General features: G+C 64.0%; 15 protein-coding genes. 5 read left to right on the top strand and 10 right to left on the bottom strand.

Annotated elements, in window-relative coordinates; genetic code table 11:
- Positions 1 to 13 precede the first annotated feature (13 nt).
- On the top strand, positions 14 to 244 hold the full coding sequence (locus ACQ7C1_RS01895) for a DUF2093 domain-containing protein (protein ID WP_011424196.1): 231 nt from the start codon (positions 14 to 16) through the stop codon (positions 242 to 244).
- Here ACQ7C1_RS01895 and lpxK read toward each other — a convergent pair.
- The 6 genes from lpxK to ACQ7C1_RS01865 form a co-directional block, all read right to left on the bottom strand.
- Complete coding sequence (gene lpxK, locus ACQ7C1_RS01890; protein ID WP_430957101.1) at positions 241 to 1,284, bottom strand: tetraacyldisaccharide 4'-kinase; 1,044 nt, start codon at positions 1,282 to 1,284, stop codon at positions 241 to 243. The two genes, ACQ7C1_RS01895 and lpxK, sit on opposite strands and share 4 nt — an antisense overlap.
- Before the next feature lie 90 nt (positions 1,285 to 1,374).
- A complete protein-coding gene (locus ACQ7C1_RS01885; protein ID WP_430957100.1) occupies positions 1,375 to 2,097 on the bottom strand; it encodes an HAD family hydrolase in 723 nt (240 codons plus the stop codon).
- Positions 2,098 to 2,106: 9 nt separating this feature from the next.
- On the bottom strand, positions 2,107 to 3,426 hold the full coding sequence (gene waaA, locus ACQ7C1_RS01880; RefSeq protein WP_085777122.1) for a lipid IV(A) 3-deoxy-D-manno-octulosonic acid transferase: 1,320 nt from the start codon (positions 3,424 to 3,426) through the stop codon (positions 2,107 to 2,109).
- Positions 3,427 to 3,585: 159 nt separating this feature from the next.
- A complete protein-coding gene (locus ACQ7C1_RS01875) occupies positions 3,586 to 3,834 on the bottom strand; it encodes a DUF4170 domain-containing protein (RefSeq protein WP_085777121.1) in 249 nt (82 codons plus the stop codon).
- A gap of 62 nt (positions 3,835 to 3,896) precedes the next feature.
- A complete protein-coding gene (locus ACQ7C1_RS01870) occupies positions 3,897 to 4,706 on the bottom strand; it encodes a 3'(2'),5'-bisphosphate nucleotidase CysQ (protein ID WP_097597783.1) in 810 nt (269 codons plus the stop codon).
- 25 nt (positions 4,707 to 4,731) lie between these two features.
- Positions 4,732 to 6,078, bottom strand: a complete 1,347-nt coding sequence (locus ACQ7C1_RS01865; RefSeq protein WP_430957099.1) for a TldD/PmbA family protein — start codon at positions 6,076 to 6,078, stop codon at positions 4,732 to 4,734.
- 119 nt (positions 6,079 to 6,197) lie between these two features.
- Between ACQ7C1_RS01865 and ACQ7C1_RS01860 the strand changes: the two genes are divergently transcribed.
- From ACQ7C1_RS01860 to ACQ7C1_RS01850, 3 genes are all read left to right on the top strand, one after another.
- Complete coding sequence (locus ACQ7C1_RS01860; protein WP_430957098.1) at positions 6,198 to 8,012, top strand: monovalent cation:proton antiporter-2 (CPA2) family protein; 1,815 nt, start codon at positions 6,198 to 6,200, stop codon at positions 8,010 to 8,012.
- Between the two features lie 112 nt (positions 8,013 to 8,124).
- Positions 8,125 to 8,496: a VOC family protein gene (locus ACQ7C1_RS01855; RefSeq protein ID WP_085777117.1), complete on the top strand. Its 372-nt coding sequence runs from the start codon at positions 8,125 to 8,127 to the stop codon at positions 8,494 to 8,496.
- A 3-nt stretch (positions 8,497 to 8,499) separates the two neighbouring features.
- Positions 8,500 to 8,979, top strand: a complete 480-nt coding sequence (locus tag ACQ7C1_RS01850; protein WP_430957097.1) for an EVE domain-containing protein — start codon at positions 8,500 to 8,502, stop codon at positions 8,977 to 8,979.
- On the opposite strand, the gene ACQ7C1_RS01845 is transcribed toward ACQ7C1_RS01850, so the two are convergent.
- The 3 genes from ACQ7C1_RS01845 to ACQ7C1_RS01835 are packed head-to-tail and all read right to left on the bottom strand — an operon-like array spanning position 8,968 to position 12,358.
- A complete protein-coding gene (locus ACQ7C1_RS01845) occupies positions 8,968 to 9,849 on the bottom strand; it encodes a patatin-like phospholipase family protein (RefSeq protein ID WP_097597788.1) in 882 nt (293 codons plus the stop codon). The two genes, ACQ7C1_RS01850 and ACQ7C1_RS01845, sit on opposite strands and share 12 nt — an antisense overlap.
- Positions 9,850 to 9,864: 15 nt before the next feature.
- Positions 9,865 to 10,425 (bottom strand): 16S rRNA (guanine(966)-N(2))-methyltransferase RsmD, encoded by a 561-nt coding sequence (gene rsmD, locus ACQ7C1_RS01840; RefSeq protein ID WP_088396576.1) that lies wholly within the window; start codon positions 10,423 to 10,425, stop codon positions 9,865 to 9,867.
- Positions 10,406 to 12,358: a pseudouridine synthase gene (locus ACQ7C1_RS01835; protein WP_430957096.1), complete on the bottom strand. Its 1,953-nt coding sequence runs from the start codon at positions 12,356 to 12,358 to the stop codon at positions 10,406 to 10,408. The genes rsmD and ACQ7C1_RS01835 overlap by 20 nt, the downstream gene beginning before the upstream one ends.
- Positions 12,359 to 12,448: 90 nt before the next feature.
- On the opposite strand from ACQ7C1_RS01835, the gene ACQ7C1_RS01830 reads away from it, so the two are divergent.
- Positions 12,449 to 12,886: a nucleoside deaminase gene (locus tag ACQ7C1_RS01830; protein WP_097597863.1), complete on the top strand. Its 438-nt coding sequence runs from the start codon at positions 12,449 to 12,451 to the stop codon at positions 12,884 to 12,886.
- Between the two features lie 112 nt (positions 12,887 to 12,998).
- On the opposite strand, the gene ACQ7C1_RS01825 is transcribed toward ACQ7C1_RS01830, so the two are convergent.
- Positions 12,999 to 13,628 (bottom strand): hypothetical protein, encoded by a 630-nt coding sequence (locus tag ACQ7C1_RS01825; protein ID WP_430957095.1) that lies wholly within the window; start codon positions 13,626 to 13,628, stop codon positions 12,999 to 13,001.
- Positions 13,629 to 13,639 lie beyond the last annotated feature (11 nt).

The following is a 13,639-nucleotide window of genomic DNA, read 5'->3' as shown; positions in this document are numbered from 1 at the left end:
GGGAACGGAGCGCATGAATTTGTTCGAAGGGCACGGAAACCGCGAGGCGAAGATCCGTTATCTCGACGGCGATTTCCAGATTCTCTCGCCCGGCTCCTATGTCGTCTGTGCGATGACCGGAAAAAACATCCCGCTCGACGAACTGCGCTACTGGAGCGTCGCCCGCCAGGAGCCCTATGCCGACGTTATTTCTGCAATCGAAGCCGACAAACGTGCCGGCATGCTGCCGAACCAGCGGCGTTAGCTCTTAACTTTCATTTCCCTTAAACGCCGCTCGCGACAGGCGACGATCGCCCGGTCGATGATCAGGCTCGGGGCGAGATGATCCTCGAAGACCATGTCGACTTCGATCACCCGGCATTTTTTCGCCAGTTGCTCCGCCTTGCCGTGATGGCCGGAGAGACGAACGAAATCCTTTGACGTGGTGACAATCAGGAGATCCTGGCGTTCGGCGGTCGTCAGGATGTCGTCGATCTCCTCCTCGGTCAGATGCTCGTGGTCGCCGAAGCTCTTGGCGAGGGCTATTTCGGCGCCGCGCGATTCGACGGTGCGGAAGAATTTGGCGGGATCGGCGATGCCAGCGAAGGCGAGCACCTTGATGCCGGCAAGTCGGTCGTCGCCGCGCACCTTCAGCGATGCGTTGAAATAGGGCTTTGCCGCGCGTGCCGCCATGCGAACGATCGCGTCGGCAGCATTGCCGCCGCCGACCTTCAGCAGCGCCGTCGCCGAACGCAGCTGCTGGCGGATCGGCGCACGGACCGGGCCGGCCGGCACGATATGGCCATTGCCAAGGCCGCGCGTCGCGTCGATGACGAGCAGCGCATAGTCGATCGCCAGCCGGGCGCTCTGAAAACCATCATCCATGATGATGAGATCGGCGCCTTCCGCCACCAGACGCCGAGCACCGTCGACGCGCCGGCGGGAAATCACCGTCAGCGCCTCCTGGGCGAGCAACAGCGGTTCATCGCCGACGGCGACCGCCCGGTGATGATGGGGATCGACCACGGTCGTCACGTCGAGCGAGCCGCCGTAACCTCTGCTGAGAAAGCCGGGTTTCAGGCCTTTCGCCTTGGCGGCGCGGGCGAGCGTCAACGCCGTCGGCGTCTTGCCGGCGCCGCCGACTGTGAAATTGCCGACGCAGATGACTGGAACGGAAACCGAGGCGCGGCGCGCATGGACCATGCGATGGCCGGCGACACGGCCGTAGACAAAGGAAAGCGGCGCCAGCAGCCAGGCCCGCCAATCGGCTTTCCTCCACCAGAACGGCGGCGCTTCTGAAATCATTTTGCCGTCCCGCTCCCCGCCGGCCAGAGAATTTCGTCTTCCCGGCCGGATTGAGAGATTAAAATCGATGAAAATGCAAGCCTTTACCGATCAGGCCGGCTGCAGATCAGGCAGCAGCGTCTCAAGGGCGGTGATATCGTCGAGCACATGATGGGCAGCCGCAGCAAGTGAATCGCGCGAGCCGGTTCCCGTCAACACGGCGATCCTCAGTCCCGCGCCGGCATTTAGGCCCATGTGCAGATCGTGATTGTTGTCGCCGACCATGGCGACCTCTTCAGGCAGAAGACCGGTCGCAGCGCAGAAGCCGAGCACCATGCCTGGCTCCGGCTTGACGCCGAAGCCGCTGTCGTAGCCGGCGATATAATCGACATAGTGGGCGAAACCGAAGCGCTCCGCCGTCTGGCGGATGGAGCGCTCATTGTCGCTGGAGGCGACACCGAGCTTGAAACCACGCCGATGCAGCCTTGCGAAGAAGCCGGCAAGGTCGGTCACCGGCACGGAAAATTCAGCGGCGCCGGAAAAGAGGTCGTCGAGACGGATCGTCAATTCGTCGATGTCGACCATCGACCCGGCGGCGACGAGTCCCTCGGCGATCTGCCTTGTATTGCCGGCGGCGAGCAGGCTGTCGGGGACGATATGACCGCTCACCGGATCCATGCCGCAGGCGGACAGCAGCCGGTCGGCCAAAAGCGGGTCGCCCTCAGCAGCGATGCGGGCAAGCTCGCGATTGACCGGCAGCCAGCTCTCATCATAGTCGAGCAGCGTGCCGTCCTTGTCGAAGAGGATGCCTTTGATATGCGCCGGGCCCGACATCGCGTCTCCTCAAACCTGGGCTGCGGTCCTGGGCAGCAAACGCGCCTTGACCGTCAGCGGATTGATATAGGGTTCGAGCCCCTTCACCGTCGCCGACAGTGCGCCGCGCATCTCGTGCACGGTGGCGACGCCGGCCTCGATCATGTTACGGCGGGCTTCATCGTTGGTCAGCAGGTAATGCACGCCCTTGGCCAGCATTTCGGTATCGCGCACCATTCGGGCGCTGCCGCTGCGGGCGAGCTTCTGATAGGCCTCGCGGAAATTCTGCACATTGCCGCCGGAGAGGATGGCGCAGCCGAGCATGGCAGGCTCCAGCGGGTTCTGACCACCCTCGGCAAAGAGCGAGCGGCCGACGAAGGCGATTTCGGTCAGACGGAGATAAAGCCCCATTTCGCCGATCGTATCGCCGAGAAAGATATCGACATCGGCGGAGAGGACATCGTCGCGGGTCCGGCGGGCGACTTTCAGCCCCTGCTTGACGAGCGCCGCCTCGATCTCGTCGCTGCGCTCGGGATGGCGGGGCACGATGATCGTCAATTGACGATCGCGCTCCTTCAGGGCGCGATGGACGATGCCGGCGGCATTTTCCTCGCCGTCAAAGGTGGAGATCGCCGCCCAGGTCTTGCGATCGCCGATCTGCTTCTTGTAGCGGGCGAAGACAGCGCTGTCATAAGGCGGCGCATCGGTATCGACCTTCAGATTGCCCGAGGTTATGACGGGAACGGCACCGAGATCGCGAAACCGCTCGGCATCGACATCGGATTGGGCGATGACGAGAGCGAGGTTTTCGAACAAGGCCTCAGCAATCGACGGGCGGCCGCGCCAACGGGCAAAGGAGCGGTCCGACATGCGGGCATTGACCAGGATTTGCGGGATGCGGCGACGGCCGAGTTCCAGCACCGTCGCCGGCCAGATTTCGGATTCGGCGATGATCGCGCAATCGGGCTGCCAATAATCGAGGAAGCGGCTGACGGATGGCTTCAGATCCAGCGGCACATATTGATGGATCGCCTCCTGGCCGAGGCGCTCGGCGGCGAGTCTGGCGGAGGTGATGGTGCCGGTGGTCAGGATGACATGAATGTCGCGGCGGCGAATTTCGCGGATCAGCGGTATGACCGCATTGGTTTCGCCGACACTTGCGGCGTGGAACCAGACGAGCGGACCCTGGGGCCGATTGGCGCTCGGATAGCCGAAGCGTTCCAGGCGGCGCGCACGGTCTTCCTTGCCCTTGGCCGTGCGGTAGGTCAGATAGAGGCCGACGACCGGGGAAGCCACGGTCCCCGCCAGACGGTATGTGCTCAGACCGAGCCGCGCCATCCGGGAGCTCATCGCGCCAGCCTCCGACCCAAGACGATCGACATCAAACCCATTCCCTTATTATCGTTGCGGCCGGAATGGCCGATCAATTTGTTCAGAATGCGTCAAACGATCCGGATCGACGGGCGCCCGATGCACGAAGGCCCGTTCGGCTGGCTGCGGCTGCCGAGGTCAGTTGCCCCCAGCCTTTTGCTGCGGATCGAGCAGACGGTGCATGTGGACGATGAAATAGCGCATATGTGCGTTGTCGACCGTCTGCTGGGCTTTCGCCTTCCAGGCCGTCAGCGCCGAGGCATAGTCGGGAAAAATGCCGACGATATCGAGGCCGTCCAGATCACGGAACTGGACATCTTCGAGGCTTTCGAGTTCGCCGCCGAAAACGAGGTGCAAAAGCTGTTTCTTGTCACCGGAGTCAGTCATTTTCTTGTTCTCTTTCTGCCTAGTTCCTCCGCCACCTCATCTGCGGGATTTTGACGGAAACGTCAACTGTCTCGTCGCCCGGCGAAGGCCGCGAGGAACTCATCAATACGGGGCGCCGGCGCCGCACAGAGGACCTTATGGGTGACGTCGGCCCTGTTATAGACGATGGACTTGCCGTCGAGGTCTACAAGCCCGCCGCCGGCGCAGGCCAGAACGAGATCGGCGGCGGCAAGGTCCCAGTCATGCGAATTGCCCTTGACGAAGGTGGCTTCCAAACGGCCGTCTGCCACCATGGCGATGCGATAGGCCAGCGAGGGGACATATTTTTCGCGTCTCACCCGGTCACGGAACGCCGGCGGAAAGGTCTTCAACAGGTCTTCGCCGATCGCAAGCCGGCTCATCTCGTCCGGCCCGGCGGCGGAAACAGTGAAGGGCGTGCCGTTCTTCAGCGCCACGCCGCCGTCGACGGCCTCGTAGAGCTCTTCGAGCGCCGGTGCATAGAGCACGCCGGCAACCGGGCGGCCGCGATGCACGACCGCGACGCTGACACACCAGACTTGCTGCCCGCCGAGGAAGGCGCGCGTGCCGTCGATCGGATCGACGATGAAAAGCGTCTCGCGCGACAGGCGGTCTTCATCGTCCTCGGTTTCCTCAGACAGCCAGCCATAATCCGGCCGCGCCTTACGCAGGATTGTTTCAAGCGTCTTATTGGCGGCGAAATCGGCGGCGCTGACTGGAGAGCGGTCGCCGTTCTTCCACCAGACCTCGGGAGACTGGTTGAAGAAGCCGTAGGCGACCGCGCCGGCCTCCTTCGCAGCATCGGCGATCAAGGCGAGATCGCTCTGCCAGCGCAGCTTTTCCCTATCGCTCATCCCGTCATTCCATTCCTGCCCGTTTTTACTGCCCGGCGAGCGTCATGCCTTCGATCGCGAGGGTCGGAGCCGCGACGCCGAACTTGCGGTCGATGTCGTTTGCCGGCGTCAGGCGCATGAACATCTCCTTGAGGTTCGAGGCGATCGTCACCTCGGATACCGGGAAAGTGAGTTCGCCGTTCTCGATCCAGAAGCCGGTGGCGCCGCGGCTGTATTCGCCGGTGATCATGTTGACGCCGTGGCCGATTAGTTCGGTGACGTAAAAACCGTTGCCGATGCTGCGGATCAGTTCCTCCGGCGAGATCTCGCCCGGCTCCAAGGCGAGGTTGGTGGAAGATGGCGTGACGGCGCTGCCGCCGCGCACGCCGCGGCCATTGGTCTGCAGGCCGAGCTCGCGGGCCGTCGAGGCCGAGAGGAACCAGTGCTTCAGGACACCGTCTTCGATCATGACAAGCCGCTCGCCGGACACGCCCTCACCGTCGAAGGGACGCGAGGAAGGCCCGCGCACGATCAGAGGATCGTCGGTGATCGAAAGGCCCGACTTCAGCACCTGCTGACCCATCCTGTCACGCAGGAAGCTGGTCTTTCGGGCGACGGCGGCACCGTTGATCGCACCGGCGATATGGCCGACAAAACCACGGGCGACGCGCGGATCGAAGACGACGGTGACGTTCTTGCCGGTCGGCACCTGGCGCGGATTGACGCGCTTGACCACCCGTTCGCCGGCGCGGCGGCCGATTTCGGCGGGATCGTCGAGCTCGGCGTAATAAAGCCGGCTGTCGAAATCATAGTCGCGCTCCATGCCCGTGCCTTCGCCTGCGATGACGCTGACGGAATTGCCGAAACGGGAGGCCATGTAGCTGCCTTGGAAACCGTGCGACGTGGCGAGAACAAGACCGCCCATGCCGGCCGACGCGCCGGCGCCGGAGGAATTGGTGACGCCCTTGACCGCAAGTGCGGCCGCCTCGGCGGCAAGAGCCGCCTCGCGCAGCATCTCGGAGGACACGTCGGTGGCATCGAGCAATTGCAGGTCGGGATAGGACTTGGCAAGGTTCGCCTCGTCCGCCAGGCATGCGAAGGGGTCTTCCGGGGAAACGTTGGCCATGGCGACGGCACGCTCGGCCAGCGCCTGGAGATCGAAGCCCGGATTGGCCGAAACGCTGGCGACGCGCTGGCCGATGAAGACGCGCAGCGAAAAATCGTCGCTTTCCGACAATTCCGTCCCCTCGACCTTGCCAAGCCGGACGCTGACGGATTGCGAGCGAGAGCGAACGACCACGGCGTCGGCAGCGTCGGCCCCTGCCTTCCTTGCCAGATCGATCAATTGACTTGCGCGGGAAAGAAGTGTCGAAGAATCGATTTCAGAGGACATGATTTGGCCTTTCCTTCGGCTTCCATTTATTGTGCACTCTCCTTGGCATCAAGGCCGCCGCCGCCGATTCTTTGCCGGGGCTGCCAGGATGTTTCCCGCCGTCGAAAGAAATTGCCAGCATGTCAGCGCCCAACGACCTTTTCTCCGAAACGATCCTGCTGCTCGGCGGCGCGGTGGTCGCCGCTCCGATCTTCAAGAAGCTGGGGCTTGGCACGGTGCTCGGTTATCTCGCCGCCGGCATCGTCATCGGCCCGGTCTTCCACGGCATCACCGACGGCGAACAGATCCTTGCCGTCGCCGAGCTCGGCGTCGTCTTCCTGCTCTTCATCATCGGCCTGGAGCTGAAGCCAAGCCGCCTCTGGCAGATGCGGCGCGACATCTTCGGCCTCGGCACGGCGCAGGTGGTGGTGACAGGGCTGGCGCTGACCGCGCTCGCCTGGTTTTCTGAAATTCTCGATTGGCGCGGCAGCATCGTCGCCGGCTTCGGCCTGGCCCTGTCCTCGACGGCCTTCGCCATGCAGATCCTTGAGGGCGATGGCGACGTCAACACGAGATACGGGCAGCGCTCCTTCTCGATGCTGCTGTTCCAGGACCTGGCGATCGTGCCGCTGCTCGCGCTGATCACCGTTCTCGACGGCAGCGGCAAGGGCAGCAATACGCCGCTCACCGATTTTGCCGTGGCCGTCGGCGCCGTGGCGGCGATGATCGTCGCCGGGCGTTATCTATTAACGCCGCTCTTCCAGATCATCGCCCGCACAGGGGCCCGCGAGGCCATGATCGCGGCCGCCCTTTTTGTCGTCATGGGATCGGCAAGCCTGATGCAGCTTGCCGGACTATCGATGGCGATGGGCGCCTTCCTCTCGGGGGTGATGCTGGCCGAATCCTCCTACCGGCACGAGTTGGAGGCCGACATCGAGCCTTTCCGCGGCGTGCTGCTCGCCATCTTCTTCATCGCCGTCGGCCTGTCGCTGGAGCTGGACGTTCTCGTCGACAATGCGCTCTTCGTCATCGTCACGGTGCCGATCGTCATGGCCGTCAAGGCGATTATCATCTATGGTCTCTGCCGGATATCGGGATCTCCGCACAATGACGCGATCCGCATCGCCTTCCTCTTGCCGCAAGGCGGCGAATTCGGCTTCGTGCTGTTCACCACTGCGGGCGTCGTCGGCTTGATGTCGACGAGCACGGCATCGCTGCTGGTGGCGATCGTCACGCTGTCCATGGCGCTGACGCCGATCGGCGCGGCGCTGTCGAAGCGGCTGCTCAACGGCGATGAACAGGAAGAGCTCGACGAGGATTTCGAAGGTGCGGGCGCCGACGTGCTGATGGTCGGTTTCTCACGTTTCGGCCAGATCGCCGCCCAGATCCTGCTTGCCGGCGGGCGCAGCGTCACCGTCATCGACTTTTCCGCCGACCGCATCCGCCAGGCCTCCTCCTTCGGCTTCCGCATCTATTTCGGCGACGGCACCCGCAAGGACGTGCTGCGCTCGGCCGGCATCGACCGGGCGAAGATCGTCCTCGTCTGCACACAGAAGAAGGAGATCACTGACAAGGTGGTCGAACTGGTGCAAGCGGACTATCCGCAGACGCGCCTTTACGTACGCTCCTATGACCGAATCCATTCGATCGAACTGCGCAACAAGGGGATTGATTACGAGCTGCGCGAAACGCTGGAATCGGGCCTGCTGTTTGGACGGCGGACGCTGGAGGCGCTCGGCGTCTCGGAGGTCGATGCCTATGAAATCGGCGAGGATATCCGCAAGCGCGACGAGGCGCGGCTGGTGCTGCAGGTCTCCGAAGGGCTGCAGGCGGGGCGCGACATGCTGTTTTCCCATCCGGTGCGGCCCGAACCGCTGGTCAAGCCGAAGCGCACCGCCGATCCTTTCGAGGACGATCCGCTGGCGGGAGTCGCGAATGCGGTGGCGGACGCATAAACCTGTTGCCGGAGCTGCGACGGTCGAGCAGTTCAAAACAGTGGGGCTGCTGCCAGAATCTGTCAGCATGTCTCTCTAAATATTCTCCTGCCCAACATACAGGAGGTTTATCGTGTTCGACAGCAACAGCATTCTACTTTTCGTAACCGACGCGCCGAAGAGCGCCAGCTTTTATGCGCGGCTGCTCGGGCAAGATCCTGTGGAGGCCAGCCCGACCTTCGCAATGTTCATTCTGCCTTCGGGCCTGGCGCTCGGACTGTGGGGCCGGACGGGCGTCCAGCCGGCGCCGGCTGCTGCGGGCGGCGGCTGCGAGGTCGGTTTCAAAGTCGCGACAGCGGACATGGTCGATAGGCTCCATATCGAATGGCAGGGCAAGAGCGCGGCGATCCTTCTGCCGCCGACCGACCTCGATTTCGGCCGCAGCTTTGTTGCTGCCGATCCCGACGGGCATCGCTTGCGCGTCTACAACGTCGCGGAGGACTGAACCATGTCCCGCAGCTGGATTGCCGTCGCATCAGCAAACCACGTCCGCATCGGGCGCGCAGCCGGGTTCATGCAAGTCTGTCACGGCAAGGCCGCTCCGCTCAAGCGGAGCGCGCCAGGGGACCGCGTGATTTACTATTCGCCGACTGAAACGTTTGGCGGCAAGGATCGCCTGCAGGCGTTCACGGCCATCGGCGTGGTCGAGGAAACGGCGGCATATCAAGTGGAGGCTCACCCCGGCTTCCGCCCTTGGAGGCGGGATGTCGTCTGGTGGCGGGCCATTGAAACGCCCATCCGGCCGCTGCTCGATCGGCTATCTTTCACGAGCGATCGGACAGGCTGGGGCTATCGACTGCGCTTTGGTCTCTTTGAAATCGACAATGACGATGCCGACCTCATAGCCGAAGCGATGCTCGCTGAACCGCTGGCGCATGTCTCGCGGACGCCGGCAACGGTGCCCGTGCAAGGTTCCTTAGCGTTTTAGCCGCGCTTCGATCTCGCGGTCGAGGGCGAATTTCAGATCGTCCTTGACGCCGACGGACATGGCCAGCACTTCGCGAGCCTTGAGGAAATCCATCACGCCGGTGCGGCCGACCGTCGGGCGCAGGAAGATGTGCGGCTGGCAAAGCTTCAGCTTCAGGGAGATCGCCGTCTGCATCATCAGCTGTCCGGAACCGAAGATGCTCTCCATGCGGTTCGGGATATGGGTGCCGTCGCCCTCGGGAGCGCCGACGACATCGACGCCGACGACGATGTCGGCAAGATCCATCAGGCACTCATAAGGCACAGGATTGCTGATGCCGCCATCGATCATCACGCGGCCGCGCAGGCGCACCGGCATGAAAACGGCGGGGATGGAGGACGAGGCGGCCAGTGCGGGAAACAGCTCGCCCTCTTCGATGATCACCTCGTTCTGCCCGTAATAATCCGTGGTGATGACCTTCATTGGCACCAGCAGATCTTCAAATCGGGCCGGCAGCTCCGACGGCAGAAAAGCTTTCAGGATCCGTTCCAGATTGAACTGGCCGATGCGGATGCCCTTGGCCACCGCATCGCGCACTGTCGTCGGCCTCATGCCCCAGATGCGGGCAACGACGGCGGTCTTGTTGCCGACGGTCGCCAGCGCATGTTCACGGATTTCGGCGCCGGACATGCCGGCGGCCATGCCCGCCCCCATGATCGCGCCGATCGACGAACCTGCAATCGCCACCGGGCGGATGCCGAGTTCGTCGAGGGTTTCGATGATGTGGATATGGGACAGGCCGCGTGCGCCGCCGCCGCCGAAGGCGACAGCGACCGTCGGCAAATCGCTGATCGCAGGCAGTTTAGGACTGATGATCTCTGCCTGCTGCACGCCCCGCCCCTGCGCCTATTGCGGCTGATATCGGAAGAAATGCACCCTGGTGTCGCCAAAGATGCGGCTTTCGAGAAAAACATAGGAAGGGTGGACCGAAACGACAATGTCGGCGCGTTCTTCGAGTACCGCGATCGCCCCCGGCCGCAGCCAGCCGCCAACGGCGGCCGCCGCCATCGCCTTTTCGCCGAGGCCCTTGCCATAGGGCGGGTCGGCAAAGAGCACGTCGAAAGGCTCGAGATTGCCGACGCTGCCGAGATCGGTCGCATCGCGGCGCAGGATGCGGGTGCGGCCATGCAGACCGAGCGCATCGATGTTTTCCCAGAGCAGCGCCCTGCCCTCGACGCTGTTTTCGACGAAGAGCGCATGACGACAGCCGCGCGAGACGGCTTCGAGGCCGACGGCGCCGGTCCCGGCAAAAAGATCGAGGATCCGGGTGCCGTCGACACATTCCGGATAGGCATGGCTCAAAATATTGAACAGGCTCTCGCGCGTCCGGTCGGCGGTCGGCCGGATGTCGTTGGATTTTGGCACGGCGAGAGGCCGTCCGCGAAACTCACCGCCGACGATCCGCACCGCGCGTCATTCCCTTTCCTCGAGCACCACCTCTGGACGGACCGCCCGCCGGCCTGTCCCCGGCCGGCCTTTCACCGCCTGGCTTGGCGCCCTTAGGTTTGCCGGAAAAATTCTTGGGTCCACCGGGCTTGCCAGCAAAGCCCTTGCCGCGCGGCTTATCGCCCGAAGGCTTGCCGCTCACAGCCTTGTCGCCGAACGATCTTTCGCCGCGCGGACGCTCGGAACGCCCCTCGCCGGCAAAGCTTCTGGCTGTCCGCGGGCGCTCGTCACCCTCCTCGCGCGGCTTTCGATCGCCACGCGGCTTGCCGGCGAAAGGTCGATCGCCACGCGAAGGTCGATCGCCGAAGGGGCGGTCGCTGCGCGGACGCTCAGAACGACTCTCGCCGGTGGACGCTCTGGCGGCGCGGGGACGCTCATCACCATCCGCGCGCGGCTTGCGATCGCCGCGCGGCTTGTCGCCGAATGGCCGGTCGCCGCGCGAACGCTCTGCACGGCCTTCGCCACGCGCCGGGCGGTCGCCATAACCGCGGTCTTCGCGGGCCGGGCGATCGCCGAACGAGCGCTTGTGGCCGCGGCCTTCGCCCTCATCCTTGCGGTGGGGCTGCTCGCTCGAGCGGATCCATTCGCCGTCCTCTTCGCGCACACGGTTGATCGGCGTGCGCGGACGATCCTCGATGCGATCGAAAGCATTGGTCTTTGCCGCCGGCTGTTCGCCGCGCCGGCGCGCGGTCTGCGCATTCTTGGCGGCCTTGGCTGCCGCCTTCTCGCCGAGGGGCCGGGCGCCGGGCGCCATCCAGACATTGGCGCTGCGGCGCTGGCCGAGCGGCTGGGCGCGCTTGGGCTTTTCTTCATCCCTGCGGCCGCCGCGACGATCGTCGTCTCTGCGCCCGCCGGGGCGATCGTCGCGCTTGGTGTCGAGGCGGCTCAGCGCCCGTTCGCGCTTATCCTCCTCGCGTCGCGGCCGCTCGCGCTTTGCTGGTGCGGCCGGTGCCGAAGCCTCTTCCTCTTCTTCGGCAGCGACTGCGGGCGCATTGTAGATCGGCGCGTCGAAATTCGCCTTGGCTTCCTCGATCAGGCGCGGGCCGAGTTGGTCACGCAATGTGCGGCCGCGCACCTCGACGACATGGCCTTCCGGCAAGTCACCGAGCTGAAACGGCCCATAGGAAATGCGGATCAGGCGGTTGACATCGAGACCGAGCGCGCCGAGCACATTTTTGATTTCGCGGTTCTTGCCTTCGCGAAGGCCCATGGTGATCCAGACATTCGAGCCCTGGGTGCGGTCGAGGGTCGCCTCGATCGATCCATAGAGCACGCCGTCGACGGCGATGCCGTCCTTCAATTTGTCGAGCGCTTCCTGATCGATCTCCCCATGGGCGCGAACGCGGTAGCGCCTCAGCCAACCGGTCGCCGGCAGTTCGAGGGCCCGGGCGAGGCCGCCGTCATTGGTGAGCAGCAGCAGGCCTTCGGTGTTGATGTCGAGCCGGCCGATCGACATGACGCGCGGCAGTTCTTCCGGCAGGTTGTCGAAGACGGTCGGACGGCCTTCCGGATCGGCATTGGTGGTCACCAGGCCTGCCGGCTTGTGATAGAGCCAGAGCCTGGTTCGCTCGATGCCGCGGATCGGCACGCCGTCGACCTCGATGCGGTCTGCAAGCGTGACGTTGACGACGGGGGTTTCGAGAACCGTGCCGTTCAGCGTCACACGGCCTTCCATGATCATGCGCTCGATGTCGCGGCGGGAGGCGACGCCTGCGCGCGCCATCACCTTGGAAATGCGTTCGGCCTTGGTGTCGCTGCCGGTTTCGGCCGCCGCCGGACGCGCGGCTGCAGCCTTCGCCGGCTTCGCGCCGCCCGCCTTCGGACCGGCCTTCGGCCTGTTATCCCGTGAAAGGGGCTTTGCGCCCGGGCGTTTTGGCTTGTCTTTGGGTGTCATTTGCTGTTTGCCTGCCTTTTGGGCCTGTCTATCAGGTCACGCATCTGCGGTTAAGTGGAAATTCTTGCGATCGTGAAGACAAATCGTTTCATGGAGATGGCGCTTGAAGAAGCGCGTGCCGCCGGAGAACGCGGCGAGGTGCCGATCGGCGCGGTCGTCGTTGTCGACGATATTGCTGTTTCACGCTCGGGAAACCGCACGCGCGAGCTCAACGACGTTACCGCGCACGCCGAGATCGCCGCAATCCGGCTCGCCTGCGAGGCACTTGGGCAGGAGCGCCTTACCGGCGCCGATCTCTATGTGACGCTGGAGCCTTGCACCATGTGCGCGGCAGCCATCTCGTTTGCGCGCATCCGCAGGCTCTATTACGGCGCCGAGGATCCGAAGGGCGGCGCCGTCGACAATGGCGTGCGATTCTATGCGCAACCGACCTGCCATCACGCGCCGGAAGTCTATTCGGGAATCAATGAGGTGCAGTCGGCCGAGATTTTGCGGCGATTCTTTGCGGAACGAAGAGAGGCGCCGTAATCTCAGGGCCTGCACAACACCGTCATCCCGGCAGGCGGATGAGGGGCCGGTCCGGTGATATCGATGAACTCGAACCAACCAAAAAGCATGGGCTACAGGCCGGTAAAAGCTGCTACTGCAGGAAGTTCCACCACTGCTTGCCGGAATTGGCGATTGCCGCGTCCTTCTTGCGCTTCTTCTGCTTCTTGAGCTCCGGCTCGCCGACGTCATCGAGCTTGGCCGGGTCGTCGACGGTGCGGTAACCGGGCGGCGGATCGGAAATGTAGCGACGCTGATCGACGTAGGAGCCCTTCTGCAGGGCGCGGGCCTCGCGATAGGCCTGGGTCTGGGCTTCGGTCGTGCGGCGGCCGCCTTCGATGGCGGAGCTTGCCAGCGGCGAGCGGTAATTCGGATTGTCCGAATTGGCGTCAGCCTCGGAGACGAGGCGGGCGCGGGTCTCCTCCGGCGATTCAAGCCATTGCGGATTGTCCTTGTTGGCCACCGTCGGCTGCGGCGCGACGAGGGTCTCTCGCTGGCCCTCAGCCGGCAGCACCAGCGTCGGGCGCGGCGTATATTTGACGCCCTTGTTCTTCGGTTCCGGTCCGGTCAGAGACACGGACTGGCCAAGATCGTCGGTCAGCTGCTCCATGGCGGTCTTGTCGGTGCCGTAGGTCGGGCTGCTGGCGCAGCCGGACACAAGGGAGCATCCCGCCATGACAACAGACAGGCAGGCGCCCATACGGAACCAATGCGTTGCGAACATGAAAACCCTTC

The organism is Rhizobium sp. Nf11,1 (assembly GCF_050587665.1).
Taxonomy (GTDB): domain Bacteria; phylum Pseudomonadota; class Alphaproteobacteria; order Rhizobiales; family Rhizobiaceae; genus Rhizobium.
Note: the sequence above shows the minus strand (reverse complement) of the source record. Positions and strands in the feature narration are given on the sequence as shown.